Origin of the sequence: Pseudomonas orientalis (assembly GCF_002934065.1) — a bacterium.
Classification (GTDB): Bacteria; Pseudomonadota; Gammaproteobacteria; order Pseudomonadales; family Pseudomonadaceae; genus Aquipseudomonas; species Aquipseudomonas orientalis_A.
Window position 1 is genome coordinate 325,724 of record NZ_CP018049.1, and the last position, 25,150, is coordinate 350,873.

Annotated in this window: 22 protein-coding genes; 8 read left to right on the top strand and 14 right to left on the bottom strand. The window is 61.3% G+C overall.

Annotated features, from left to right (window positions below; translation table 11 throughout):
• Positions 1 to 7 precede the first annotated feature (7 nt).
• Complete coding sequence (locus tag BOP93_RS01360) at positions 8 to 439, top strand: acyl-CoA thioesterase (protein WP_104501294.1); 432 nt, start codon at positions 8 to 10, stop codon at positions 437 to 439.
• A gap of 120 nt (positions 440 to 559) precedes the next feature.
• Here BOP93_RS01360 and BOP93_RS01365 read toward each other — a convergent pair whose 3' ends face one another.
• The 3 genes from BOP93_RS01365 to fdhD form a co-directional block, all read right to left on the bottom strand.
• A complete protein-coding gene (locus BOP93_RS01365; RefSeq protein WP_104501295.1) occupies positions 560 to 1,048 on the bottom strand; it encodes a glycine zipper domain-containing protein in 489 nt (162 codons plus the stop codon).
• Positions 1,049 to 1,344: 296 nt separating this feature from the next.
• A complete protein-coding gene (locus BOP93_RS01370; protein ID WP_104501296.1) occupies positions 1,345 to 3,693 on the bottom strand; it encodes an FdhF/YdeP family oxidoreductase in 2,349 nt (782 codons plus the stop codon).
• Entirely contained in the window at positions 3,690 to 4,529 is an 840-nt protein-coding gene (gene fdhD / locus BOP93_RS01375) for a formate dehydrogenase accessory sulfurtransferase FdhD (RefSeq protein WP_104501297.1), read from the bottom strand. The genes BOP93_RS01370 and fdhD overlap by 4 nt, the downstream gene beginning before the upstream one ends.
• A 196-nt stretch (positions 4,530 to 4,725) precedes the next feature.
• Between fdhD and lysM the strand changes: the two genes are divergently transcribed.
• On the top strand, positions 4,726 to 5,166 hold the full coding sequence (gene lysM, locus BOP93_RS01380; RefSeq protein WP_104501298.1) for a peptidoglycan-binding protein LysM: 441 nt from the start codon (positions 4,726 to 4,728) through the stop codon (positions 5,164 to 5,166).
• Between the two features lie 167 nt (positions 5,167 to 5,333).
• Here lysM and yrfG read toward each other — a convergent pair whose 3' ends face one another.
• On the bottom strand, positions 5,334 to 5,996 hold the full coding sequence (gene yrfG / locus BOP93_RS01385) for a GMP/IMP nucleotidase (RefSeq protein WP_104501299.1): 663 nt from the start codon (positions 5,994 to 5,996) through the stop codon (positions 5,334 to 5,336).
• Positions 5,997 to 6,083: 87 nt separating this feature from the next.
• Here yrfG and nudE point away from each other — a divergent pair, with 87 nt between their 5' ends.
• Positions 6,084 to 6,650: an ADP compounds hydrolase NudE gene (gene nudE / locus BOP93_RS01390; RefSeq protein ID WP_104501300.1), complete on the top strand. Its 567-nt coding sequence runs from the start codon at positions 6,084 to 6,086 to the stop codon at positions 6,648 to 6,650.
• Complete coding sequence (cysQ, locus tag BOP93_RS01395) at positions 6,647 to 7,483, top strand: 3'(2'),5'-bisphosphate nucleotidase CysQ (RefSeq protein ID WP_104501301.1); 837 nt, start codon at positions 6,647 to 6,649, stop codon at positions 7,481 to 7,483. The genes nudE and cysQ overlap by 4 nt, the downstream gene beginning before the upstream one ends.
• 128 nt (positions 7,484 to 7,611) lie before the next feature.
• Here the strand turns inward: cysQ and BOP93_RS01400 are convergent, their stop codons facing one another.
• Genes BOP93_RS01400 through rfbB form a run of 7 tightly spaced genes read right to left on the bottom strand, consistent with a single transcriptional unit; the run spans position 7,612 to position 14,683 of the window.
• On the bottom strand, positions 7,612 to 8,067 hold the full coding sequence (locus BOP93_RS01400; RefSeq protein ID WP_104501302.1) for a thioesterase domain-containing protein: 456 nt from the start codon (positions 8,065 to 8,067) through the stop codon (positions 7,612 to 7,614).
• Between the two features lie 26 nt (positions 8,068 to 8,093).
• Positions 8,094 to 9,479 carry a sigma-54-dependent transcriptional regulator gene (locus BOP93_RS01405; RefSeq protein WP_065883196.1) on the bottom strand — a complete coding sequence of 462 codons (1,386 nt, stop codon included), beginning with the start codon at positions 9,477 to 9,479 and terminating at the stop codon, positions 8,094 to 8,096.
• A complete protein-coding gene (locus BOP93_RS01410) occupies positions 9,476 to 11,284 on the bottom strand; it encodes a sensor histidine kinase (RefSeq protein WP_104501303.1) in 1,809 nt (602 codons plus the stop codon). The genes BOP93_RS01405 and BOP93_RS01410 overlap by 4 nt, the downstream gene beginning before the upstream one ends.
• A gap of 36 nt (positions 11,285 to 11,320) precedes the next feature.
• Positions 11,321 to 12,190: a dTDP-4-dehydrorhamnose reductase gene (gene rfbD, locus BOP93_RS01415; RefSeq protein WP_104501304.1), complete on the bottom strand. Its 870-nt coding sequence runs from the start codon at positions 12,188 to 12,190 to the stop codon at positions 11,321 to 11,323.
• Positions 12,187 to 12,732: a dTDP-4-dehydrorhamnose 3,5-epimerase gene (gene rfbC / locus BOP93_RS01420; protein WP_104501305.1), complete on the bottom strand. Its 546-nt coding sequence runs from the start codon at positions 12,730 to 12,732 to the stop codon at positions 12,187 to 12,189. Before rfbC ends, rfbD begins: the two co-directional genes overlap by 4 nt.
• Positions 12,729 to 13,604: a glucose-1-phosphate thymidylyltransferase RfbA gene (gene rfbA, locus BOP93_RS01425; RefSeq protein ID WP_104501306.1), complete on the bottom strand. Its 876-nt coding sequence runs from the start codon at positions 13,602 to 13,604 to the stop codon at positions 12,729 to 12,731. Before rfbA ends, rfbC begins: the two co-directional genes overlap by 4 nt.
• The gene (rfbB, locus tag BOP93_RS01430; protein WP_032894082.1) at positions 13,601 to 14,683 is read right to left on the bottom strand and encodes a dTDP-glucose 4,6-dehydratase; all 1,083 of its coding nucleotides are present in this window, start codon (positions 14,681 to 14,683) and stop codon (positions 13,601 to 13,603) included. The genes rfbA and rfbB overlap by 4 nt, the downstream gene beginning before the upstream one ends.
• 151 nt (positions 14,684 to 14,834) lie before the next feature.
• Between rfbB and BOP93_RS01435 the strand changes: the two genes are divergently transcribed.
• From BOP93_RS01435 to BOP93_RS01445, 3 genes are all read left to right on the top strand, one after another.
• Positions 14,835 to 17,744: an aminotransferase gene (locus tag BOP93_RS01435; RefSeq protein ID WP_104501307.1), complete on the top strand. Its 2,910-nt coding sequence runs from the start codon at positions 14,835 to 14,837 to the stop codon at positions 17,742 to 17,744.
• A 121-nt stretch (positions 17,745 to 17,865) separates the two neighbouring features.
• Positions 17,866 to 18,972, top strand: coding sequence for an agmatine deiminase (gene aguA, locus BOP93_RS01440; protein ID WP_057725458.1), 1,107 nt, complete (start codon positions 17,866 to 17,868; stop codon positions 18,970 to 18,972).
• A 235-nt stretch (positions 18,973 to 19,207) separates the two neighbouring features.
• On the top strand, positions 19,208 to 19,423 hold the full coding sequence (locus tag BOP93_RS01445; protein WP_057725459.1) for a hypothetical protein: 216 nt from the start codon (positions 19,208 to 19,210) through the stop codon (positions 19,421 to 19,423).
• A gap of 26 nt (positions 19,424 to 19,449) precedes the next feature.
• Here BOP93_RS01445 and BOP93_RS01450 read toward each other — a convergent pair whose 3' ends face one another.
• Positions 19,450 to 21,537 (bottom strand): TonB-dependent receptor, encoded by a 2,088-nt coding sequence (locus tag BOP93_RS01450; protein WP_104501308.1) that lies wholly within the window; start codon positions 21,535 to 21,537, stop codon positions 19,450 to 19,452.
• A gap of 407 nt (positions 21,538 to 21,944) precedes the next feature.
• On the opposite strand from BOP93_RS01450, the gene BOP93_RS01455 reads away from it, so the two are divergent.
• Complete coding sequence (locus BOP93_RS01455; protein WP_065892667.1) at positions 21,945 to 23,231, top strand: OprD family porin; 1,287 nt, start codon at positions 21,945 to 21,947, stop codon at positions 23,229 to 23,231.
• A gap of 78 nt (positions 23,232 to 23,309) precedes the next feature.
• Here BOP93_RS01455 and BOP93_RS01460 read toward each other — a convergent pair whose 3' ends face one another.
• Both BOP93_RS01460 and BOP93_RS01465 read right to left on the bottom strand, forming a co-directional pair.
• Positions 23,310 to 24,308, bottom strand: a complete 999-nt coding sequence (locus tag BOP93_RS01460) for an NADP-dependent oxidoreductase (RefSeq protein WP_104501309.1) — start codon at positions 24,306 to 24,308, stop codon at positions 23,310 to 23,312.
• Positions 24,305 to 25,087, bottom strand: coding sequence for an SDR family NAD(P)-dependent oxidoreductase (locus tag BOP93_RS01465; RefSeq protein WP_104501310.1), 783 nt, complete (start codon positions 25,085 to 25,087; stop codon positions 24,305 to 24,307). Before BOP93_RS01465 ends, BOP93_RS01460 begins: the two co-directional genes overlap by 4 nt.
• Positions 25,088 to 25,150: the final 63 nt, after the last annotated feature.

Below are 25,150 nucleotides of genomic sequence, written 5' to 3' on the forward strand. Positions count from 1 at the left end.
GGTGCCCATGCCTGACTCAGTACCGCAACGTGCCGACTACCCCCACTTTCAGCCGATCATCACGCGCTGGCACGATAACGATGTGTATGGCCATGTGAACAATGTGACCTACTACAGCTTCTTCGACACCGCAGTGAATACCTACCTGATCGAACAAGGCGGGTTGGATATCCATGACGGTGAAGTGGTTGGGTTTGTGGTGAGTTCAGCGTGTGATTATTTTGCGTCGATCGCTTTTCCCGAGCGCATCGAAATCGGCTTGCGGGTGGGCAAGTTGGGCAACAGTTCGGTGCAGTATGAGTTGGCGGTGTTCAAGGCCGGCGAGGAGGAGGCCTGTGCGGCGGGGCGCTTTGTGCATGTGTTTGTGGACAGGGCGTCGAACCAGCCTGTGGCGATTGCGGGGCTGTTGCGCGAGGCGTTGCAGCGGTTGGTTGTCTGACCAAATGTGGGAGGGGGCTTGCTCCCGATTGCAGTAGATCAGTCGATACATACAGTGACTGATCCACCGCTATCGGGGGCAAGCCCCCTCCCACATAGAGTTTTCTGTGTTCGTCAGGCCTTAGTCGTCATAGCGATGATGGCGCTTGTGTTTGTTCTTGCGATGCCCATAGGCATGACCGCGGCCTGGGTGGTCATCGCGATAGTAGCGACGGTCGTCACGGCCACGATAACGGCGGTCATCGTCATCGCTCTTGTTGCCCATGTAGTTGCCCAGCGCGCCACCTGCGCCACCGCCGGCCGCCGAGCCGATCAGTGCGCCGGTGCCGCCGCCGACACTGCGGCCTACCACGTTGCCGCCGGCTGCGCCCAGTGCGCCGCCAATGGCGGCTTCGCCACGGCTGCGCTTGTCGGCGCCGACCGCACTACCGCCCGCACCACCCAGCGCTGCGCCAATGGTGGAACCGGTGTTGCCGCCCAACTGCTGGCCGACAACCGAACCTAGAACCCCGCCCAATGCGCCGCCCACACCGGCTTCGGTGGTGCCACCGGCCATGGCTGCGCCACTGACCAGGCCAAGGGACAACAAGAGAATCGAGGAGAACTTCATTCAGGGAAACCTCAAGGGGATGACGGCGCGATCCTGAGGTTGTATCGAGACGCTGACAATCGAAATCCGACCAGCGGCAGCAGTTGTATACAATTTGCTAAGTTGCTGTTTTGTATGGGGAACTTAAGTTGTTTTTACGAGTCTTTAGTTACTTCGGAACGGCCGCTTTTAGGTAAAAGCGGCTTTTTTTGTGCCCGCAAAATGTGTGCTGAAAGTGCTGGCCTCTTCGCGGGCAAGCCCGCTCCCACATTTGAGATGTAATCCAAGCGTGGAAGGTGGCTTGTCTGCCGATTAAGTCAGGCCGAGCGCGCCATGATCAGCCCAGTGTCACTCGCCGCTTCCAGACGAATCGCGACGAACTTCGAGGTTGGCGTATGGCTACCGTCGCCCGTGCTTTCCAGTGGCACCAGCGGGTTCACTTCCGGATAGTAAGCCGCTGCCTGCCCGGCCGGAACATCAAATGCCAGCAAGGTAAAGCCTTTCACACGGCGCTCACGGCCATCTTCCCACAACGAAATGATGTCGGCCTTCTGCCCCGGCTTGAAGCCCAGTCGGATGATGTCGGCCTCGTTGACGAACAGCACGTCCCGCTGCCCTTTGACCCCGCGATACCGATCGTCCAGGCCATAGATGGTGGTGTTGTACTGATCGTGGGAGCGCATCGACTGCATGATCAGGTCCGGCACCCGCCCTGTGGCGTGGGTGCGCTCATGAATCAGGTCCTTGGGCAGGACGTTCGGCCGGAAGTTGGCGCGGCCCGACGGGGTGTTCCAGCGGCGTGCACCGGCCGAATTGCCCAAGTAGAAGCCGCCGGGATGTTTGATCTTTTCGTTGAAGTCCTTGAAGCCTGGAATGGTATCGGCGATCAGGTCGCGGATGCGGCGGTAGTCGGCGACCAGCCAGTTCCAATCCACCGGTTTGCTGCCCAGGGTCGCGGCCGCGATGCCGGCCAGGATCGCAGGCTCCGACTTCATCAGTTTCGACAGCGGCTGCAATTGGCCATTGGAGCCGTGGACCATGCTGAACGAGTCTTCCACCGTCACTGCTTGCGGGCCGTCGGCCTGAATGTCGATGTCGGTCCGGCCCAGGCACGGCAGGATCAGGGCGTCTTTACCGTGCATCAGATGGCTGCGGTTGAGCTTGGTGCTGATCTGCACGGTCAGGTCGCAGTTGCGCAGCGCCTCGAAAGTGCGGGTGCTGTCCGGCGTGGCCTGGGCGAAGTTGCCGCCCAGCCCGATAAACACCTTGGCGCGGCCTTCGAGCATTGCGTGGATGGCTTCGACCACGTTGTGCCCATTGGTACGCGGCACCTGGAACTGGAAACGACGCTCCAGTGAGTCAAGGAACGCCACCGGTGGGCGTTCGTTGATGCCCATGGTGCGGTCGCCCTGCACGTTGCTGTGGCCGCGCACCGGGCACAGGCCCGCGCCCGGGCGGCCAATGTTGCCGCGCAGCAACATCAGGTTGGCGATTTCCTGGATGGTCGGTACCGAGTGACGGTGCTGGGTAATGCCCATCGCCCAGCACATGATCACGTTCTTGCCTTTGGCGTACATGCGCGCGGCTTGCTCGATCTCCACCAGCGTCAGGCCGGACTGCTCGACGATTTCCTCCCATGAGGTGTCATCGATCTGGCCCAGATAGTCCAGTACGTTCACGGTGTGTTCGTTGAGGAAGTCATGATCGAACACGGCTTCCTTGCCTTCGGACAGGGCCTGGCGCTCCCATAGCAGCAGGAACTTGGCCATGCCGCGCAGGATGGCCATGTCGCCGCCCAGCGCCGGGCGGAAATACGCCGTGTTGGTCGGCTTGTCGCCGTTGGTGAGCATTTCCAGCGGATGTTGCGGGTGCTGAAAGCGCTCCAGGCCGCGTTCCTTCAGGGGGTTGATACACACCACCTGGGCGCCGCGTTTCACCGCTTCGCGCAGTGGTTCAAGCATGCGCGGGTGGTTGGTGCCGGGGTTCTGGCCCCAGACGAAAATCGCGTCGGCGTGTTCGAAGTCATCAAAGGTCACGGTGCCTTTGCCCACGCCCACACTCTGTGCCAGGGCGACGCCGCTGGCTTCGTGGCACATGTTCGAACAGTCGGGGAAGTTGTTGGTGCCGTAGGCGCGCACGAACAACTGATACAGGTAGGCGGCTTCGTTGCTGGCGCGGCCCGAGGTGTAGAACTCGGCCATGTCCGGGCTTGGCAGGGCATTGAGGTGCTTGCCGACCAGGTCGAACGCGGCTTCCCAACTGATGGGCTGATAGCGGTCGGTCTCGGCGTTGTAGCGCATCGGCTCGGTGAGACGGCCCTGATACTCCAGCCAGTAATCGCTTTGCTCCAGCAGCGCGGTAACACTGTGCTTGGCGAAGAACGCTGCGTCCACGCGGCGCTTGGTGGCTTCCCAGTTGACGGCCTTGGCGCCGTTCTCGCAGAACTTGACCATGCCGCTTTCCGGCGAGTCGCCCCAGGCACAGCCTGGGCAGTCGAAGCCGCCGTTCTGGTTGGTCTTGAGCATCATGCGCAGGTTTTTCAGCGCGTTGTCGCTGGTCAGCCAGGCTTGCGCCACGCTGATCAATGCCCCCCAGCCGCCGGCCGGGCCTTTATAGGGCTTATAGCGTGGGGTTGGGGTCTGGTCGGCTTGGTGGTGAAGGCTCATGGCTGGTACTCCATCGCAGGGCTGTAGACCCGCGGCGCGCTTTTCTGCGGCAGGTGGATGAGATTGAGGTTATGCCGGCGCGCCCATTGCAGGGCCAGGCCGGTGGGCGACGACAGGCTGACCAGGGTCTGGATGCCCGCGCGCAGGACTTTCTGGATCAATTCGAGGCTGCAGCGGCTGGTGACAATCGCCAGGCCGCCGTCGGTCGGAATTTCTTGGCGAATCAGCGCGCCGATCAATTTATCCAGGGCGTTATGCCGGCCGATGTCTTCGCGGCCCATCAGCAACTCGCCCTGGTCGTTCATAAAGATCGCCGCATGCACGGCGCCGCTGTGTTGGCCCAGGGGCTGGAACGCACTGATGCGCTGGCGCAGGCCATCGAGCCATTCGGCCGGTGGCAAGGGCGCGCCGGGCAGCACCTGAAGGTCGGGCAAGGCCTGCTCCACCGCTTCGACACCGCACAAGCCGCAGCCGCTGGTACCGGCCAATTGGCGGCGCTGTTGCTTGAGGTTCCAGAATGCACGGCTGGAAATCTGTACCTGAGCATACTGGGTGGAACCCGAGCCACTGAGCTTCAGATCGTATATGTCGCTAACGTCGCGGATGATGCCGCTGCCAAGGCTGAAACCGACGATAAAATCCTCAAGGTCGGTCGGCGTCACCAGCATGACGGCCTGGCTGATATCGTTGTAGGCAATCGCCAACGCCACTTCTTCGGCCAGCGCAGTGCTGCCGACGTCGGTGTGTTCCAGATTGCTGTACTGATAGCTCTGGCTGGCGGCGGGCGCTGGCGTTTCGAGGGCGGGCGCCGCGCAGGTGGGGCGCTTGGCGTTCATGGGGCAATACCACCGGCGGATTGATCAGTGTTCAGACTAGGCGCGACAAAGGGTCGCGTCTAATTGCCAGTATTGATGTATTGATAGATGGCGTCGATCAAGGTTCGTTTTTTCCTCCAGCAGCGACCTGGAACCCAAATCCCCGGGACTGGTCTAGTCTTGGGCATCAGGCACTTAAACCCAAGGAGAGCGCACTATGAGTATTTTCAGTTTTGTTAAGGAAGCAGGCGCGAAATTGATTGATCTGCTGACGCCGGGTAATGCAAACGCCAGTGAGCAGTTGAAGGACCACATCTCCAAGGTTGGCCTTGGAAATCCGAATGTGCAGGCGACCGTTGAGGGTGACAAAGTCACGCTGACGGGTGAAGTCGCGACTCAGGAAGAGAAAGAAAAAATCATCCTGGCGGCTGGCAATATCGAAGGTGTCGGCAGTGTTGAAGACAAGCTCACCGTCTCCGGCCCGGTCGTTGCCGCTGCGCGTTTCGTGGTCGTGAAAAAAGGCGACACCCTCAGCGCGATTTCCCTGGCGGTGTACGGCAACGCCAACCAGTACAACAAGATTTTCGAGGCTAACAAGCCGATGTTGTCGCACCCGGACAAGATCTACCCAGGCCAGACCCTGCGTATCCCTGAGTAATACGCAGGATAAAACGAGCAAGCTCGCCCTTTTGTAGGAGCGAGCTTGCTCGCGAAAAACTCACAGGCACCGCGTTTATTCAGGAAATACGCGTTATCGTTGACGTTTTTCGCGAGCAAGCTCGCTCCTACAGATTGGTATTAGGGCGTGTCCCCTCCCACGCTCGCTCAAAGCCCGGTAATAAGTTCTCGGTAATTCCCGACGGCTGCGAACTCTGCGGTGTCCTTGGGGCCCTTTTTGCTGTCGGGCTCTTTGACCGCCAGCAAATGGCCTACCCCGAAATCCCTGGCACTGCGCAGAATCGGCAAGGTGTCGTCGATAAACAGGCTCCGGGCCGGGTCGAAGTCGATGTCAGCTTGCAGCGCTGCCCAGAACTGCGGGTTCTCCTTGGGAAAACCGTAATCGTGAGAGCTGATCAGTCGTTCGAAGTACGGCGCCAACTCGATGCGCTCCAACTTCAAGGACAACGAATCGCGATGAGCGTTGGTGATCATGATCACGCGCTTGCCGGCCTGTTTGATCGCTGCCAGAAAAGTATCGGCGTCCGGGCGCAGGGCAATCAGGTGGGCGGTTTCCAGCTTGAGTTCGCGCACGGGGATTGCAAGTTCTGCGCTCCAGAAATCCAGGCAATACCATTGCAACTGTCCGGCGTTACGCTCGAACAGCGGCTGCAATTCCATTTGCGCCATGGCCAGGCTCACGCCGTGCAGCTCGGCGTAGCGTTGCGGCAGGTGCTCCATCCAGAAGTGGTTGTCGTAATGCAGGTCGAGCAAGGTGCCGTCCATGTCCAGCAGGACAGTGTCGATGGCGTGCCAGGGCAAAGAGGGCATGGGGCGTTCTCATGTAAGTAAAGATATCCGACACAGACAATCGGAAAAGCCACGGTATAGTAACCCGATCACGCCAAGGAGCCGTTTATGCGCCAGAAACCCACCGTCCTCGCCCGCGAAATAGTCGCCAGTAGCCGTTTGTTCCGCGTGGAGGAAGTGCAATTGCGCTTTTCCAATGGCGTTGAACGGACCTACGAACGTCTGGTGGGCCGTGGTGCCGGTTATGGCGCAGTGATGATCGTGGCGATGATCGACGACGATCATGCACTGCTGGTGGAAGAGTACTGCGGTGGCACCGATGAATATGAGTTGTCCTTGCCCAAAGGCTTGATCGAGCCTGGCGAGGATGTGCTGGCTGCGGCGGACCGTGAACTCAAGGAAGAGGCTGGCTATGGCGCACGTCAGTTGGAACATATCACCGAGTTGTCGCTGTCGCCCGGCTACATGAGCCAGAAAATCCAGGTGGTGCTGGCCACTGATCTGTACGAAGAGCGCCTGGAAGGCGATGAACCTGAGCCTATGCGCGTGGAGCGGGTCAACCTGCGTGAGCTGTCGGCGCTGGCGCAGAACGAACAGTTCAGCGAGGGCCGGGCGCTGGCCGCGTTGTATCTGGTACGGGACCTGCTGACCCAGCGTGGGGTGTTCACCTTATGAGCGAATTGTTTCTGGGCCATCCGTTTATCGCGCCGGTCATTGAACTGGCGCGCCAGGCCGGTGAAGCCATCCTGCCGTACTGGCGTGCCGATGTGGCGGTGACCTCCAAGGCGGATGATTCGCCGGTGACGGCCGCCGATCTGGCCGCGCATCATCTGATTCTCGCCGGTCTCACGGCGCTGGACCCGAGCATTCCGGTGCTGTCCGAAGAAGACGCCGATATCGACCAGAGCGTGCGCGCCGGCTGGCAGCGTTGGTGGCTGGTGGACCCGCTGGACGGCACCAAGGAATTCATCAGCGGCAGTGAAGAGTTCACGGTCAATATTGCCTTGATCGAGCAGGGCCGTGTGGTGTTCGGCGTGGTCTCGATGCCCACCAGCGGTCGTTGCTACTTCGGCGGCGCGGGCCTGGGAGCCTGGCGCTCGGATGTAAATGCCGCGCCCAGGCAGATCCAGGTGCGCCAGACTCCGGCTGCGGGTGAAGCCTTTACTGTGGTTGCCAGCCGCCGGCATACCAGCCCGGAGCAGGAGCGTTTGCTGGAGGGGTTGAGCCAGGGTTTGGGCGAGCTGAAACTGGCGAATATCGGCAGTTCGTTGAAGTTCTGCCTGTTGGCCGAGGGCAGTGCCGATTGCTATCCGCGCCTGGCGCCGACGTCGCAGTGGGATACCGCGGCGGCGCAAGGTGTGTTGGAAGGGGCGGGGGGCGAGGTGCTGGAGTTGAACGGCAAGCCGTTCAGCTACCCGGCGCGGGAATCGTTGCTGAACCCGTTCTTTCTGGCGTTGCCGGCCAAGGCGGCATGGCGCGAGCGCCTGTTGAGCCTGGCCAGGTCTTAAGACCTGCGCAAATTAAAAATGTGGGAGGGGGCTTGCCCCCGATTGCGGTGTAACAGTCAGAAGCGGGTTGTCTGACACACTGCTATCGGGGGCAAGCCCCCTCCCACATTTGCTTTGTGTGATGGCGGCTAGCGGTGCAGGACGTATTGGCCGGTAAAAGTCACTGCGCGGTCTTCACTGCCCTGATTCACAATCCATGTGTCCAGCGCCAACCGCGCCCGGCCATGGCGTTTGTAGGTCGCCACGAAGCGCTTCCACACCTTCTCCTCCGGTGCCGTGCAAATCACCGTCGCATCCTGCGTCACCGGCAACGGATAACTGATCTGTCCTTCCTGAATCACGATGTGCCCGTCTTCGATGCCGTCTTCGCGCAGTCTCAGGTGCAACCAACCCCAGCCTGCCAGGACGGCGCCGCAGTAGAGGCTGCCGCCAAACATGGTGCTCTTGTGGTTGATATTGGCTTGCAAGGGCAGATGCAGTTGCAGCTGGTGGTGTTGCCAGTCGAGCACCTTGAGCCCCATTTCCCGAGTGAGGGGGATGTCGTGATGGAGGATGGATTCCAGGTAACGGCTGTCGCGGCTCATGGCGGCCTCTTGGCGGGTGGACAGGGTCATTCGTCGTCTGCGCTGTGGTTGGCGCTGTCGGCGAAGTTCAGGCCGTGTTTGCGCAGTTTGTCGTGCAGGGTTTTGCGTGGCACGCCCAAGGCTTCGGCGAGGCTGCGCAGGGAGCTGTGGGGGCGGGTCAGTTCGGCGGCGATCAGGCTTTTTTCGAATTGTTCGACTTGCTCGCTCAAACCGCCAGGCGTGGAGGTCAGGGTGCTGGTGGATGGATCGTCCGGCGTACTGTCCAGAGCCAGTTCCAGGCCCAGGGCGAAGCGTTCGGCGGCGTTTTGCAGCTCGCGCACATTGCCCGGCCAACTGTGGCGCAACAGCAGGGCGCGTTGTCCCGGTTGCAACTCGTGCAGCGGCAGGCCGTGGCGGCTGCTGGCTTCGTCGGCGAAGTGCTGGAACAGCATCAGCGCGTCTTCGCCACGTTCGCGCAGCGGTGGAATGCGCAGCGGCGCGACGTTGAGACGGTAATACAAGTCGGCGCGGAAGCGGCCCTGGTCGGCGGCCTGGCGCAGGTCTTCCTTGGTGGCGGCGATGATGCGGATGTCCAGCGGGATCAACTGGTTGCCGCCCAGGCGCTCGACCACCCGCTCCTGCAACAGGCGCAGCAGCTTGACCTGCACGTCCAGGCTCATGCTTTCGATTTCATCAAGAAACAGCGTGCCACCGTTGGCGAATTCGAACTTGCCGATACGGCGCTTCTGCGCACCGGTAAACGCGCCGGGTTCATGGCCGAACAGTTCGCTTTCCACCACCGACTCGGCCAGCGCGCCGGCGTTGATCGCCACGAACGGGCCGCTGCGCCGGTTCGAAAGATCGTGCAAGGCCCGGGCGACCACTTCCTTGCCGGCGCCGGTTTCGCCGAGGATCAGCACATCGGCTTTGGTCGCCGCCAGCGCACCGATTTGCTCGCGCAGGCGCAGCATCTGCGGCGAATGTCCGACCAGGCGTGTGCTCAGTTGCTGCCGATCGCTGAGGGCCAGACGCAGGCTGCGGTTGTCCAGCACCAGGCGGCGCAAGGCCAGGGCGCGGCGCACGCTGTCGAGCAACGCGTCGCTGGCGAAGGGTTTTTCAAGGAAGTCGTAGGCGCCGGCGCGCATGGCCTGCACCGCCAGGGGCACGTCGCCGTGGCCGGTGATCAGCAGCACCGGCAGGTCCGGATCCTGGCCGTGCAGTTCGGCGAGCAGCTCCAGGCCGTCCATGCCGGGCATGCGGATATCGCTGACCACCACGCCCGGCCAGTCCCGCGACAGGCGCGCGGTGAGGCCGCTGGCTTCGCCCAGGGTCAGCACTTTCAGCCCGGCGAGGTCGAGGGTCTGGCATAGCGCCTGACGCAAATGGGGATCGTCGTCGATCAGCACCACCTGAATCTGGTTATCGATACTCATACACTGCGGTCCTCGGACGGTTGCACACTGACGCCCGGCGAGCCGGCGCGCAATTTCAAGGTTAACAGCGCGCCGCCTTCCTTGTGGTTGGCGAACAGCAGCTCGCCGCCGAACGCACGCATCAGGGTTTCACAGATGGCCAGGCCCAGGCCCAGGCCCTGGGTGCGTGTCTTGGTGGTGTAGAACGGCTCGCTGGCGCGGCCCAGGGCTTCCATGCAAAAGCCCGGGCCGTTGTCGCGGATATACAGGTTGACGCCCTGGTCGGTTGTTTGGGCACTCAGCCACAGTTTGCGTGGCGGGCCTTTTTCGGTGAGGGCGTCGAGGGCATTGGCCAGCAGGTTGCCCAGCACCTGGCGTAGACGGGTTTCACCGGCCTGCACCCACAGGGTCGCTTCGGGTAAGTCGCGGATCAGTTCCACTTCCATCGAGCGCCGCCGTTTGCCCAGCAAGGCCAGCGCATCGTCCAGCGCAGGTTGCAGCGCCACGCTTTCCGGCGCGTGGCGGTCGCGGCGAGCGAATGCGCGCAAGTGCGCGATGATCGACGCCATGCGCCCGGTCAGTTCGCTGATCAACTTGAGGTTGCCGCGCGCATCGGCGGTGCGCTCATGGTCGAGCAGGATTTCCGCGTTTTCCGCGTAGCTGCGAATCGCTGCCAGGGGCTGGTTCAGCTCATGGCTGATGCTGGCCGACATGGTGCCCAGCGCCGAGAGTTTACCCGCCTGCACCAGGTCGTCCTGGGCGCGTACCAGTTCCTGCTGGGCGTGTTCGCGCTCCAGCACTTCCTGTTTCAGGCGTCGGTTCAGGCCCTCCAGATCGCTGGTCCGCTCGGCCACACGCATTTCCAGTTCGCGGCGGGCCTTGGCTTCGAAGGCGATGCGCTCCAGGTAATGGCGACGGCGCTGCATCATCAAGCCGAGCAGCAGCATCAGCACCAGCAACGTCGCGCCGCCGACGGCCACCACGGTACGCACCGGGCGGTTGATCAGGGACTGGGGCGCAAGAATTTCCACGTTCCAGCCGGTTTCGGCGATGGCGGTGGATTGGCGCAGCCAGGCGCTGCTGCTGAGGTTCAGTGGTTGCGGATCACGGGTCGGGTAGGGCTGTATGGCAATAATGGCCTGGCGTTCTTCGGCGGTCAGCGGTCGCGTGGCGCGGAACCGCCACTGCGGGCGCGAGGTGAGGATCACCACGCCATTGTGGTCGGTTACCAGCAGTTGTTCCGGGGTGTTGCCCCACAAGCTCTCGGTGTGGTCCAGGTCGACCTTGACCACCAGCACGCCAATGATTTTTTCGTCATCGCGCACGGCGGCTGCGAAGAAATAGCCGCGCTTGGCCGAGGTGGTGCCCAACCCGAAAAAGCGCCCCAGGCGCCCGGCCATGGCTTCGCTGAAATAGGGGCGAAAGGAAAAGTTGCGCCCGACAAAGCTGTCCTGTTTATCCCAGTTGGACGCGGCGAGGGTCTTGCCGGTGGTGTCCATCAGGTACATCACCTCCACCCCGGCCTGGGCGGCGACATCCTTGAGCAGCAGGTTGGCGTTGACCAGGTTGGTGCTGATCTGCGGTGCATCCAGCGCGGTGCGCAACGCCGGCAGGTCACCGAGGATCTGCGGCAGCACTTCATAGCGATGCAGGGTACCCAGCAGGTTGGCGACGTACAGGTCGAGGGTCTGGCGGTTCTGCCCGGCCAGCTCGCTGCGGTAGTAGCGCTCGGCCAGATGCTCCAGCGGCCATAGCAGCGGCGCCAGGCACAACGCCAACAGGGCCAGGCTGCGCCAGCGGGGTCTTCGTGGAAGAGGTGGGGTCATGGGGATCGTGCGCCTGTGGGTACAGGCGCATTATGCCTAGTGCTGCCTGGCAAGACACTCGTGCAATGCATCCTGCCAGTGCGGCTGGCTGACATGCCACTGCTGCTGCAGGCGGCTGCAATCGAGGCGCGAGTTCAGTGGGCGCCTGGCAGGTGTTGGATAGGCGCTCGACGGGATCGCTTCCAGCTCAGCGCAGGGTTTGCCTGCCACGCGCAGGGCTTCGCCAATGGCCTGGGCAAAGCCGAACCACGACGTTTCACCTTGGGCCGTCAGGTGATAAACGCCCCAATCCCCGGCGTCACCGGCTTGCCAGCGCTCGATCAGTGCACGCGTACTGTCGGCGATGGTCCCGGCCCACGTCGGTGCGCCGATCTGGTCGGCGACAATACGCATCTGCGGTTTCTCCTGCAGCAGGCGCTGCATGGTCAGCAGGAAGTTCTTGCCGTGGCTCGAATACACCCAGCTGGTGCGCAGAATCAGGTACTTGCCGCCCACGGCCGCAATCGCCTGTTCACCCGCCAGTTTGCTCTGGCCGTACACACCCAGGGGGTTGGGCGGGTCATTTTCGGTGTAGGGAGCAGGTTTGCCGCCGTCGAACACGTAGTCGGTGGAGTAATGAATCAGCGGGACGCCAAGGGCCTTGGCTTCTTCGGCGAGAATGCGCGGGGCGATGGCATTGATGGCGAAGGCCGCGTCCGGCTCGCTTTCGGCCTGATCGACCGCAGTGTGGGCGGCGGCGTTGATGATCAGGTCGGGGCGGTGAGCGTGCACCTGTTGGCGGATAAGCGCTGCGTCGGCCAGATCAAGCTGGTCGCGGCCCAGCACGATGAGCTCGCCCAGGCCCTGGAGCCGCTGTTGCAGCGCCTGGGAGACTTGGCCGTGCTGGCCGGTGATCAATATCTTCATGGGAATAAGTCGGCTTCCATCAACAGTTTACCGACTTGGTCCTTGGCGGACAGTTGCGGCGGTTCGGACAGCTCCCAGTTGATTGCCAGTGTCGGGTCATTCCAAAGAATGCTGCGTTCGGCGCTCGGTTGGTAGTAGTCGGTAGTTTTGTACAGAAACTCGGCGTGGTCGCTCAGCACTACAAACCCGTGGGCGAAACCTTCGGGCACCCACAGTTGGCGATGATTCTGCGCGGATAATCGTACGCCCACCCATTGGCCGAAGTTTGGTGAGCTGCGACGGATGTCGACGGCAACATCCAGCACTTCTCCGCACGTGACACGTACCAGTTTGCCCTGAGTGTGTTCGAGCTGGTAGTGCAGCCCCCTCAGCACACCTTTTTGCGAGCGTGAGTGGTTGTCTTGCACGAAGTTACGCTTGAGCCCGGTGGCGGCTTCAAAAGCCTTGGCGTTGAAGCTTTCGTAGAAGAAGCCGCGCTCATCACCAAACACTTTTGGCTCGAGAATCAGTACGCCGGGTAACGAGGTTTCAACCACATTCACTTGGTTTCTCCGGCGAGCGAATAAAGGTATTGACCATAGCCGGTTTTGCCGAAATATTTGGCGCGTTCCAGCAAATAGTCACGATCAATCCAGCCGTTTTCGTAAGCGATTTCTTCCAGGCAGGCGACTTTCAGGCCCTGGCGGTGCTCGATGGTCTGCACGTAGGTGGACGCTTCCAGCAGGCTGTCATGGGTGCCGGTGTCGAGCCAGGCGAAGCCGCGACCGAAACGTTCAACGTGCAGGTCGCCGCGCTTGAGGTAGGCGTTGTTGACGTCGGTGATTTCCAGCTCGCCGCGTGGCGAAGGCTGGACGGCCTTGGCGATCTTGATCACGTCGTTGTCGTAGAAATACAGGCCGGTCACCGCATAGCTGGATTTAGGCTTCGCCGGTTTTTCTTCGATCGACAGGGCACGGCCCTCTTTGTCGAAATCAATCACGCCGAAACGCTCCGGGTCCTTGACCCAGTAGCCGAACACCGTGGCGCCGGATGGGCGTTGCGCGGCGTTGCGCAATTGATCACCGAAGTGCTGACCGTGGAAGATGTTGTCGCCCAGGATCAGGCACACCGGATCATCACCGATGAACTGCTCGCCAATGATGAACGCTTGGGCCAAACCATCGGGCGATGGCTGTTCCGCATAGCTGAAACGCACGCCGAACTGGCTGCCGTCACCCAGAAGGTTGCGGTATTGCGGCAGGTCCACTGGCGTTGAGATCACCAGGATGTCCTTGATCCCCGCCAGCATCAGCACCGAGATCGGGTAGTAGATCATCGGCTTGTCATACACCGGCAACAGTTGTTTGGACACGCCCAGGGTAATGGGGTGCAAACGGGTGCCGGAACCGCCGGCCAATACAATTCCCTTCATCATGCGATCAGATCCTTCACGTCAGTATTGCCAAGTCGTTCACCTTGATAGCTGCCATCCTGGACCCTGCGGCACCATTCCAGGTTATCGAGGTACCACTGCACGGTCTTGCGCAGTCCGGTCTCAAAGGTTTCTTCCGGGACCCAGCCCAGCTCGCGCTCGATTTTGCTGGCGTCGATCGCGTAGCGCTGGTCGTGGCCCGGGCGATCCTTGACGAAAGTGATCAGATCGGTGAATTTTTCCACGCCGGCCGGACGCTGTGGCGCCAGCTCTTCCAGCAGGGCACAGATGCCGCGTACGACGTCGATATTCTTCTGTTCGTTGTGGCCACCGATGTTGTAGGTCTCGCCCACCACCCCAGTCGTCACCACCTTGAGCAATGCACGGGCGTGGTCCTCGACGAACAGCCAGTCGCGCACTTGCAGACCATCGCCATACACCGGCAGCGGCTTGCCCGCGAGGGCGTTGAGAATCACCAGTGGGATCAGCTTTTCAGGGAAGTGGAACGGCCCGTAGTTGTTCGAGCAGTTGGTCAACAGCACCGGCAGGCCGTAGGTACGCTGCCAGGCGCGGACCAGATGGTCGGAGGCTGCCTTGCTGGCCGAGTACGGCGAGCTGGGGGCGTAGGGGGTGGTTTCGGTGAACAGATCGTCCACGCCGTGCAGGTCGCCGTACACCTCGTCGGTGGAGATGTGATGGAAACGGAAGGCGCTCTTCGCCGGTTCGGCCAGCTTCTGCCAATAGGCACGGGTGGCTTCCAGCAGGCTGTAGGTACCGACAATGTTGGTCTGGATAAAATCCGACGGCCCGTCGATGGAACGGTCCACATGGGACTCGGCCGCCAAGTGCATGATCGCGTCTGGCTCAAAGCGCGCCAGTACGGCGCTGACGGTGGCCTGGTCGATGATATCGGCCTGGACGAACTCATAGCGGCTGTTGGACGCAATGCTGGCCAGCGACTCAAGGTTGCCGGCGTAAGTCAGCTTGTCCAGGTTGAGCACTTCATGCTCAGTGTGCTGGATCAGGTGCCGAATCAGGGCCGAGCCAATAAATCCGGCACCGCCGGTGATAAGAATGCGCATGTCGAGGGCCTTTTCCTTAGACGGACATTAAGCGAAAGAAGCATAGCTTGAGTTGTGAATCGAGCGGGCGCAAGCGCGGCGAGCAGGAGGGGTTGATTAACGCCCCCGAACAATGGCGATATAGACGCCTGATAAAACCGAGGTCGTCACAATGTTGCTTGCCACATTGATCCATCGTGCCAGTCTGCCGTGCCCCCAGTTGAGCCTTGAGCAGGCGGCCCATCTGCTTGAGCAGCATTACGGCCTTAGTGGCACATTGCAATCTCTGGGCAGTCAACAAGACCTTAACTTCAGGATTGACAGCGCCTTGGGCCGCTTCGTTCTGAAAATCTGCCGGGGTGACTACGCGCCAATCGAGCTTCAGGCCCAGCATGCCGCCCTCAACGCGCTGCAGGCAAACGTACAGGTGCGGGTGCCCAAGGTGATCAAGGCCCTCAATGGCGAGGAGTTGCTGACTGTCAGCGTCGACGGGCAACCCCTGCACCTGCGGCTATTGGACTACATCGACGGCCAACCCCTGACCCATTTGCCTCACCTGGGGCGCGACGTGATCGCAGGCTTCGGCGAGCTGTGCGGGCAAATGAGCCTGGCGCTGGCAACGTTCACCCATCCCGGCCTGGACCGCACCCTGCAATGGGACCCGCGCCACGCGCAGGCGTTGATCAAGCATTTGCTGGCGACCTTGCCCGACGTCGTCCATCGCGCCGCGCTGGAACAGGTCGCCGGGCAGATCGAGGCGCATATCGGACCTTTGGCTGCGCACTTGCCCTGGCAGGCCGTGCACATGGACATCACCGACGACAATGTGGTGTGGCAGCGTGATGCGCAGCGGCACTGGCAGGTCCAGGGCGTAATCGATTTCGGCGACCTGGTGCATACCTGGCGCATTGCCGACCTGTCAGTCACCTGCGCCGCGCTGCTGCACCATGCCGAGGGCGACCCGTTTGCCATCCTGCCGGCGATCCGCGCCTGCCACGCGGTCACGCCGTTGCTGCGGGAAGAGTTGCGCGCGCTATGGCCGTTGATCGTGGCCCGCGCCGCGGTGTTGGTGCTGAGCAGCGAGCAGCAGCAACGCCTGGACCCTGATAACGCCTACCTGTTGAAGAACGCCGAGCATGAGTGGGAAATTTTCCACGTCGCGACATCGGTGCCGTTCGAATTGATGGAGGCGGCGATCCTCACTGGTGTCGGTGAGACGTTGGCAGAGTTGACCACCCAGGAATTTGCCCCGTTGCTGCCAGGGCTGGTCGGGCGGGAATTCGCCTTGATCGACCTGGGCGTACTCAGCCCGCATTTCGAGGCGGGCAACTGGGAAACGCCTGGCATTGATCGACGATTGCTGGACGAAGCTGCGGCGGTGCATGGACTGGCGGCCAGCCGTTATGGGCAATACCGGTTGTCGCGCACCCGTCCGGACAGCGCTGTGGAGCCGGACACGTTTCCCCTTCACGTCGAATTGCATCTGCCCCCTGGCACAGTGGTTGAAGCCCCTTTCGCAGGGACCCTGCGCGAGGGTGCTGACGACTTGCTGTGTGTGCATGACGAGCGACTGAACCTGCGCGTATGGGGCGTTAAAACCCTGCTCAATCCCGGTGCGGTGGTAGTAAAAGGGCAGATACTCGGTGAAGTCCACGGGCCGTTGACCGTGCAACTGTGTCGTGCCGACCTTGAGGCCCCGCTGTTCTGTGCCCCCTCCAGGGCGGCGGCGTGGCAGGCGTTGTGCCCGTCACCGGCGGCGCTGCTCGGGTTGGCCTGCGACGCCGAGCCGGAGCTGGACCCCGAGGCGCTGCTGGCCCGGCGCGACGCCAGCTTCGCCCGCTCGCAGAAGCATTACTACGTCGACCCGCCCCGTATCGAACGGGGCTGGCGCAACCACTTGATCGATATGCAGGGTCGCTCCTACCTGGACATGCTCAACAACGTGGCGGTGCTGGGCCACGGCCACCCGCGCATGGCGGCGGTGGCGGCGCGGCAGTGGTCACTGCTCAACACCAACTCGCGGTTTCACTACGCGGCGATTGCCGAGTTTTCCGAACGCCTGCTGGCGCTGGCGCCGCAGGGCATGGACCGGGTATTTCTGGTCAACAGCGGCACCGAGGCCAATGACCTGGCGATCCGCCTGGCCTGGGCCTACAGCGGCGGGCGCGACATGCTCAGTGTGCTGGAGGCTTATCACGGTTGGTCGGTGGCGGCGGACGCGGTGTCTACCTCGATTGCCGATAATCCCCAGGCGTTGAGCAGCCGCCCGGACTGGGTGCACCCGGTGACGGCGCCGAATACCTATCGTGGCGAGTTTCGCGGGCCGGACAGTGCGCCTGACTATGTACGAAGCGTGGAACATAACCTGGCGAAAATCGCCGCGAGCCAACGTCAGCTGGCGGGTTTCATCTGCGAGCCGGTGTATGGCAACGCCGGCGGTATTTCGTTGCCGCCGGGCTACTTGCAGCAGGTCTATGGGTTGGTCCGCGCCCAGGGCGGCGTGTGTATCGCCGATGAGGTACAGGTGGGCTATGGCCGCATGGGGCATTTTTTCTGGGGCTTTGAAGAGCAGGGCGTTGTGCCGGACATCATCACCATGGCCAAGGGCATGGGCAACGGGCAGCCACTGGGTGCGGTGATCACCCGTCGCGACATTGCCGAGGCCCTGGAAGCAGAGGGCTATTTTTTCTCATCATCGGGCGGTAGCCCGGTCAGTTGCCGTATCGGCATGGCGGTACTGGATGTGATGGAGGAAGAAAAACTGTGGGAAAACGCCCAGGCGGTGGGGGGATATTTCAAGACACGCCTGCAAGCGTTGATTGAGCATCATCCGTTAGTCGGTGCGGTGCACGGTTCCGGCTTCTACCTGGGGCTTGAGCTGGTACGCGACCGCCAAACCCTGGAACCTGCGACCCAGGAGACGGCGCTGTTATGCGACCGTCTGCGCGAACTGGGGGTATTCATGCAGCCGACCGGCGACTACCTGAACATCCTCAAGATCAAGCCGCCGATGGTCACTACCCGGCGCAGTGTGGATTTTTTCGTCGACATGCTGTCGAAGGTGCTCGACGAACAGTTGTAACAAGTCGATTGTTATCGACTGCATTTGATCAGACTTGTTTTCAGTCCTGTTTTTTAGCTACTAAAGCCGATATTTATCCGTTATAAAGTCGGCTTTCACCCCATTCGGAGCCTTGATCGTCATGACCACCCTGCACAGCACGCCTCGCGCCGACGGCTTTCATATGCCCGCCGAATGGGCGCCACAGACCCAGACCTGGATGATCTGGCCCGAGCGCCCGGACAACTGGCGCCTGGGCGGCAAGCCGGCGCAGGCGGCTCATGTGGCCGTGGCCAAAGCCATCGCGCGGTTCGAACCGGTGACCGTCGCGGTTTCCGCCGGCCAGTACGAGAACGCCCGCAGCCGCCTCGACGTGCCGAATATCCGCGTGGTGGAGATGTCCAGCGACGACGCCTGGGTGCGGGACACCGGTCCGACATTCGTGATCAACGACAGCGGCGAAGTGCGCGGTGTGAACTGGGATTTCAACGCCTGGGGCGGGTTTGACGGCGGTTTGTATGCGCCGTGGAACCGCGACTCACAAGTGGGAGGCAAGATTCTCGAGATCGAGCGCGCCTCACGTTACCGCACCGAAGGCTTTGTGCTGGAGGGCGGTTCCATTCACGTCGACGGCGAAGGTACCCTGATCACCACCGAAGAGTGCCTGTTAAACCGCAACCGCAATCCGCACCTGGATCGCGCAGCCATTGAAGCGGTACTCAGCGCCAACCTGGCTGTGGATAAGATCATCTGGTTGCCGGATGGCCTGTTCAACGACGAAACCGACGGCCATGTGGATAACTTCTGCTGCTACGTGCGCCCCGGTGAAGTGCTGCTGGCCTGGACCGACGACCCGCAAGACCCGAATTACGCGCGCTGCCATGCCGCCATGGACGTACTGCAAAGCAGCACTGACGCCCAGGGCCGCTCGTTCACGGTGCACAAGATGCCGATTCCAGGGCCGCTGTACGCCACCGAGGAAGAATGTGCCGGTGTCGATCCGGTGGACGGGAGCCAGGAACGTAATCCGAGCGTGCGCTTGGCCGGCTCCTACGTGAACTTCCTGATCGTCAACGGCGGCATCATCGCGCCGAGCTTCGACGACCCGCTGGACCACCAGGCCAAGCAGATCCTGCAGAACCTGTTCCCGCAACACGAAGTAGTGATGGTGCCGGGCCGCGAACTGTTACTGGGGGGCGGCAACATACACTGCCTGACCCAGCAGCAGCCCGCCCCGCAGAGAAATTGAGTGCAGTTGTAACAGTGCCTTGATGGCGAGTGAGCACCGCGTGACAGTGGTGTTCCAGGCAAGCCCGCGGCCCTGCAAGGTCGCGGGCTTTTGTGCGTCTCAATACCCGTGAATACGGGACATTGGCATAGCTCTTGTATCGCAGAGAGGCGACAGGGACTCAGGTCAAGACCGCGTTGTTCTGTCACATACCTTGAGTACGTTAGCCGCTCACGCAGCAGGAGAGAGCGCTGAAATGAATGCCGAAATCAACCCGATGTATATGCGCACGTTCCACCCGGTACGGGTCGATGGCGATGCCATCCACGCGCTGGGGCTCTGGTTGAAGGAAAATGGCTCGCGTCAAGTCAGGCAACAGCCTGACTTGCGCAGCGTGATGAGCGAACGCTACCCGGCGGGTTTGTTCACGGAGGATGAGGTGCAGGTGTTGTGCGAGCTGATGAGTCACTGAACAGCTGCCACATCGCGCGCGAAGCTTTAGAAGCTGTAGGTGCCTGTCACCACCACGCTACGCGGCTCCCCCGGCTGAATCTGCGCGACGCTGGTGGCCGAGGCGTAATAGCGTTTGTCGGCGATATTGTTCAGCGCAGCCCTCACGTCCCATTCTTTCTGGCGGAACCCGGCCAGCGCGTCCCAGCGGCCATAACCGGGTAATACCACCGTGTTGAGGTTGTCGGCATAACGGTCACCGACCAGGGTCAGGCCGGTTTCAGCATACCAGCCCATCTCCGGTTTCCAGGTGATGAACACGCTGGCATTGCGCTTGGCCACGTCGCTGATGCGCTTGCCTTCGAAACCGTTGTTGTCCTCCTCGACCTTGGCATCCTGCAGGCCGATGCCGCCGCGCACATACCAATGGCCGACGACCTTGCCGGTGGCGGTCAGCTCGATGCCGCGCGAGCGTTGCTTGCCTGTCAGCAGGGTGATAGTTCGGTCCAGCGGGTCGCTGGTGCGGCGGTTGTAGAGTTCAAGCTCGTACACCGCCAGGGTGGTGCTCAAGCGGTCGTCAAGCCAATCGCTTTTTACCCCGATTTCCTTCTGCTTGGTCAGCTCGGGACTCAGGTCGTTGACGCTGCCGGCGGCGTTCGGCGTGATGCCGATCAAACCGCCGCCTGCCGGGGAAAACGTCTTGCTCCACGAGGCATAGAAGGAGTGATGCTCCAGCGGCGTCCACACCAGGCCGACGCGGGGGCTGGTGCTGTGGCTTTTCACGTCCTGTTGAGTGTTGAGCAACTTGTTGGTGGTGTCCACTTCGAAGTGGTCATAACGCAGCCCGCCCAACAGTTGCCACTGATCGTTCAAACGCAGTTGATCCTGCACGTACAGGGCGCGGCTTTCGACTTCAGTGTGGTTGTCGCTCGAAACGCTCATGCGCCCGGTATGGCTGAGGTGACGGTTGGGTTGGTGCAGATTCAGGCTCGGTACAGCCTGGCCGCCCCGATTGGGCGCGGTGGCCGAGTAGAGTTTCGGGTCGCGGCGCTGGCTGCCCAGTTCAATCCCGGTAAGCAGGCGGTGCTCCAGCCCGAAGGTATCGAAACCCCCTTCCAGTTCAAGGTTGTTGAACACGTTGCGGGTGGTCAGGTCCTGCTGCCAGTGCTGGCGGCTGACGGTGTTGGTTCTCGCGTCGTAGCCGGTCTGGTAGGTGTTGTCGAAATCGCTGTCGAGCTTGAATACGCCCAGGGTGTGGCGCAGTTGCCAGTTATCGTTGAGCTCATAGGCCAGTTTGGAGCGCAGGGACTGGGAGGTGTCATCGATGTAATCGCCGCTGGAGAAATAGGTAGTGCTGCGGCTCACATCCGCAGGACGCCCATTGACGCCAGGAATGCCGCGGTCCGGCGTGCGGTTGTAGCGGCTGTATTCGTATTGCACCAGCCAGTTCAGCTCGGGCGTGAGTTGCCAGCTCATCGACGGCGCGAACAACTGGCGGTTGCCACTGACGCCATCGCGAAAGCTGTTGTTGTCCTGGTTGCCCATGTTCAGGCGCAGGCTGATGTTATCGCTGGGGTCGGTACTCAGGTCGGCGTACAGGCTGCGCAAATCGTTGCTGCCGCCCTGGGCTTCGAGGCTGGAGCTGCGGCCGGGGCTTGGCAGTTTGCTCACACGGTTGACGATCCCGCCCTGGCCGCCGCGCCCGTAGAGCACTGCTGCCGGGCCCTTCAGCACCTCGATACGCTCGATGTTGTGCAGGTCACGCACGTATTGGCTGTCGTCGCGGATGCCGTCCAGGTAGAAGTCATTGCTCGCATCGAAACCGCGGATACGCAGGCTGTCGAAGCGCGTGTCGGCACCGCTGCTGACGTTGGGGATACCGCTCAACGCCTGGCCCAGATCGTTGGTGCCATAGGCGCGCAGGCTGTCGGTTTTCACCGAATCGATCGCCTGGGGTACGTAACGCACGGCGGTCGCAGTGCGCGTGGCGGTGGTGCTTTGCTTGATGCGTGGGTCGTCTTCGTCGAGTTCGGCGCTGATCGAGGTGGCAGGCAACACTGTGGTAGCACAGGCAAAACCGGCAGACAGCACAGCAGAAAGCCCAAGAAGAACAGGCGTCAGGCGAGGGGCAGGCATGGGAAAAAGTGTCCGAATTGTCAGGGATGAGAAAGCGCGCAAATGGTAATGCTTTGCATTTGCTTACGGGATCTATTCCCAAACGTATTGTCGGTTAATTTGTTACTTAGTGTGTTTTTTTGCAGGGGCTGTTGGATTTTTGGACGGTTACCCAAGCGCAATAGGTCTGTGCTTAGAATTATTTAGCCTAAATACGGGTGCTTCACGAAATTGACACATAGTTCAACGCGCGCATAGGATTGCGCCCAACGCCTGTGGCTGACAGCCATGACTCATCCAATAAGAAAAGGCCCGCGGCAGTTCAGTCGTCCGCGGGCCTTGTTTTTTTTGGAGAAAGTCGACACCGGAAAGTGATAGGGGCCTGGTGTCATAGCGCGTACTCAACCAGTAATAAGGAATATAAGAACATGTTGAAGCAACGGATGAGTCTGATCGCTCTGGGGATTTTGAGCGCATCGACAGCCATGGCGAACGACCAGGAGCAATCCAAGGGTTTCGTCGAAGACAGCCACCTGAACATCGCAGCACGCAACGCCTACATCAGCCGTGACTACAAAAACGGCAAGCAGGACAAAGCCGAGTGGGGCCAGGGCTTCATCGGCAAGTTCGAGTCCGGCTTCACCCAGGGCACTGTAGGGGTGGGTGTGGACGTGATCGGCCAATACGCCATCCGTCTGGACGGCGGTAAAGGTCGCAGCGGCGCCGGCGGTATCGATTTCTTCAAGCAGGGCGACAGCGGCGAAGCGGCCAACGACCTGGCCAAAGGCGGCGCAGCCGTCAAGGCGCGCATTTCCAACACCGTGATCAAATACGGTCAGCAGATGCCGGCCGTGCCGGTCCTGCAGTACGACAACTCGCGCCTGTTGTCGGAAACCTACGAGGGCACCTCGATCGTTTCCAAGGAAATTGCCGGCCTGCAACTGGACGCCGGTCACTTCACCAAGGAAGCCCGCAAGAGTGCCGAAGGCAGCGACAGCGGCCGCCTGAAGAGCATCAACTACATCGGTGGCAGCTACAAATTCACCGAAAGCCTGTCGGCTGCCCTGTATGCCTCCGATATGCAGGACGTGCTGAAGAAGCAATACGTCAACGTCAACTACGTGCTGGCGCTGCCAGAGAAACAGTCGCTGACCTTTGACTTCAACGGCTACAAAACCAAGCTGGACCGCAGCTTCGCCCTGGAAAACCAAGGTGATGCGGACGCACGCGACAACAAGATCTGGAGCCTGGGCGCTACCTGGGCTGTTGGCCCGCACAGCTTCACCGTCGCTCACCAGCGCAGCACCGGCGACACCGGCTACCTGTACGGCGGCTACCGCAACGCCGGCGGCATCGGCGACGGCGGCAATACCATCCTGCTGGCCAACTCCTACTGGTCCGACTTCAACGGCAAGGACGAGCGCTCCTGGCAGGCCGGCTACGGCATCGACTTCACCACCTTCGGTGTACCGGGCCTGACCTACAACGTTGCCTACGTGCGCGGTACCAACATCGACGACGGCACCGGCCGTGGCGATGGCACCGAGCGCGAAATCTGGAACCAGTTCAAGTACGTGGTCCAGAGCGGCCCGGCCAAAGACCTGAGCCTGCGTGCGCGTGCCTCGTGGTTGCGCGTTTCCAACAACGCCAGCAACTACAACGTAGGCGGCAACGAGCTGCGCCTGTTCGCCGACTACCCGATCAATGTTTTCTGATTGATTGCACGTCGTGCCTGATACCAGGCCATGAAAAACCCCGACTGGTTCGGGGTTTTTTTATGGTCGAAATCAAGCTTATTGGAGGGTAATGGTGACCTTGCCTTTTGCCCTTCCCTGATCGACGTACCGCAATGCCTGCGCGGTCGATTCGAAAGGAAAGGAGCGATCGATGATCGGTTTGATAACGCCCGCCTCGATCAGCGCAGTGATTTTCTGCAGTTGTATTCCATCGGCATGCATAAACAAAAATGCATAGCTCACCCCGCGCTTGCGGGCTTTTCTGCGAATACCGCTGCTCAGCAGGCGCATGACCTGCCCCAGCACCCAGGCCAAGCCTTGCGATTGGGCAAATTGCGCGGTGGGCGGTCCTGATAGAGAAATAAGCTGGCCACCAGGTTTGAGCACCTTGAGCGATTTCTCCAGTACATCGCTGCCGAGGCTGTTCAATACCATGTCGAAATCGTGCAACTCGTTGGCAAAATCCTGCTGTTTGTAATCGATGACCACATCTGCCCCAAGTGCTTTCACCCATGCGACATTCGCCGTACTGGTGGTGGTCGCCACGAAGGCGCCGAGGTGCTTGGCGAGCTGGATGGCGAGCGTGCCGACACCGCCGGAACCGGCATGAATCAACACCTTCTGGCCTCTTTTCACCTGGGCGGTTTCAACCAGCACCTGCCAGGCCGTCAAGGCGGCCAAGGGCATGGCAGCCGCTTCGGCCATGCTCAGGTTCGAGGGTTTGAACGCCAGCGCGTTTTCATGCACGGCGATCAACTCGGCAAAGGTCCCGATCCGTGACTCGGGAGGACGTGCATAGACTTCGTCTCCCGGCTTGAATCGCGTGACCGCCGCACCTGTGCGAACCACCACTCCGGCCAGATCATTGCCCAATATCAACGGAAACCTGTAGGGCAGGATCAGTTTGAACTCCCCCGTGCTGATCTTGGAGTCCAACGGGTTCACGCTTGCTGCATGCACCTGGATCAGCACGTCATGCACACCGACCGCAGGGTCGGGTACATGGCCAATCATTGCGTCTTGCTTGCCGTAGCGATCGATAAAAAATGCCTTCATGGTAGATAGCGCTGCGCCACGGTGGACTGCTTGATCTGCGCCAAAAGCCCCTGACGCGCGGTTTGCAGCGCATCCCAACGCTCGCCGTCCTGCAGCGCGGGAATGGTCACTGGTTCGCGACGGTCGAAGCCGAGCAGTGCGGCATCCACCAGCGCATCCACTTCCATGATTTCGCTCAAGGTGTTGATGTCGATACCGGCGCGATCCCAGATCTCCGTGCGGGTCGCGGCGGGCAGTACGGCTTGCACGTAGACACCCCGAGGCGACAGTTCCAGGCTCAGTCCTTGGGACAGGAACAGCACAAACGCCTTGGTCGCCCCATACACCGACATGCCGAACTCAGGCGCAAGCCCCACCACCGAACCGATGTTGATGATCGAGCCTTCACCTGCCTTGGCCAGGCGCGGCGCGATGGCGCTCGTGAGCCGCACCAGCGCGGTGGTGTTGAGGGCCACCAGTTGCGCAACGCTGTCAGTGCTTTGCTCGATAAACGTGCCCGATTGTGCGGCGCCGGCATTGTTGACCAGGATACCGATGCGCGCGTCATCGCGCAGGCGCGCTTCGACGGCGTGCAGGTCGCTGAGTTGCGTCAGGTCGGCCTGGAGCACATCAATGGCGACGTTGTGTTTGTCGCGCAGGGTCGCGGCGAGCGTTTCCAGGCGAGAGTGATCGCGGGCGACCAACACCAGATCATGCCCGCGTTGGGCGAAACGCTCGGCATAAACCGCGCCGATGCCAGTGGAAGCGCCAGTGATGAGAACGGTAGGGCGAGTAGTCATGATGTCAGCTCTTTGGTCAGGGACGGAGATTTCCGTGCGTTTGGAGGAAGGTCATACCGCTGG

Bases quoted from the DNA above. Each gene is read 5' to 3' on its own strand.
- BOP93_RS01360 (WP_104501294.1), top strand. From the start codon at position 8: ATGCCTGACTCAGTACCGCAACGTGCCGACTACCCCCACTTTCAGCCG.
- BOP93_RS01365 (WP_104501295.1), bottom strand. From the start codon at position 1,048: ATGAAGTTCTCCTCGATTCTCTTGTTGTCCCTTGGCCTGGTCAGTGGC.
- BOP93_RS01370 (WP_104501296.1), bottom strand. From the start codon at position 3,693: ATGAGCCTTCACCACCAAGCCGACCAGACCCCAACCCCACGCTATAAG.
- fdhD (WP_104501297.1), bottom strand. From the start codon at position 4,529: ATGAACGCCAAGCGCCCCACCTGCGCGGCGCCCGCCCTCGAAACGCCA.
- lysM (WP_104501298.1), top strand. From the start codon at position 4,726: ATGAGTATTTTCAGTTTTGTTAAGGAAGCAGGCGCGAAATTGATTGAT.
- yrfG (WP_104501299.1), bottom strand. From the start codon at position 5,996: ATGCCCTCTTTGCCCTGGCACGCCATCGACACTGTCCTGCTGGACATG.
- nudE (WP_104501300.1), top strand. From the start codon at position 6,084: ATGCGCCAGAAACCCACCGTCCTCGCCCGCGAAATAGTCGCCAGTAGC.
- cysQ (WP_104501301.1), top strand. From the start codon at position 6,647: ATGAGCGAATTGTTTCTGGGCCATCCGTTTATCGCGCCGGTCATTGAA.
- BOP93_RS01400 (WP_104501302.1), bottom strand. From the start codon at position 8,067: ATGAGCCGCGACAGCCGTTACCTGGAATCCATCCTCCATCACGACATC.
- BOP93_RS01405 (WP_065883196.1), bottom strand. From the start codon at position 9,479: ATGAGTATCGATAACCAGATTCAGGTGGTGCTGATCGACGACGATCCC.
- BOP93_RS01410 (WP_104501303.1), bottom strand. From the start codon at position 11,284: ATGACCCCACCTCTTCCACGAAGACCCCGCTGGCGCAGCCTGGCCCTG.
- rfbD (WP_104501304.1), bottom strand. From the start codon at position 12,190: ATGAAGATATTGATCACCGGCCAGCACGGCCAAGTCTCCCAGGCGCTG.
- rfbA (WP_104501306.1), bottom strand. From the start codon at position 13,604: ATGATGAAGGGAATTGTATTGGCCGGCGGTTCCGGCACCCGTTTGCAC.
- rfbB (WP_032894082.1), bottom strand. From the start codon at position 14,683: ATGCGCATTCTTATCACCGGCGGTGCCGGATTTATTGGCTCGGCCCTG.
- BOP93_RS01435 (WP_104501307.1), top strand. From the start codon at position 14,835: ATGTTGCTTGCCACATTGATCCATCGTGCCAGTCTGCCGTGCCCCCAG.
- aguA (WP_057725458.1), top strand. From the start codon at position 17,866: ATGACCACCCTGCACAGCACGCCTCGCGCCGACGGCTTTCATATGCCC.
- BOP93_RS01445 (WP_057725459.1), top strand. From the start codon at position 19,208: ATGAATGCCGAAATCAACCCGATGTATATGCGCACGTTCCACCCGGTA.
- BOP93_RS01450 (WP_104501308.1), bottom strand. From the start codon at position 21,537: ATGCCTGCCCCTCGCCTGACGCCTGTTCTTCTTGGGCTTTCTGCTGTG.
- BOP93_RS01455 (WP_065892667.1), top strand. From the start codon at position 21,945: ATGTTGAAGCAACGGATGAGTCTGATCGCTCTGGGGATTTTGAGCGCA.
- BOP93_RS01460 (WP_104501309.1), bottom strand. From the start codon at position 24,308: ATGAAGGCATTTTTTATCGATCGCTACGGCAAGCAAGACGCAATGATT.
- BOP93_RS01465 (WP_104501310.1), bottom strand. From the start codon at position 25,087: ATGACTACTCGCCCTACCGTTCTCATCACTGGCGCTTCCACTGGCATC.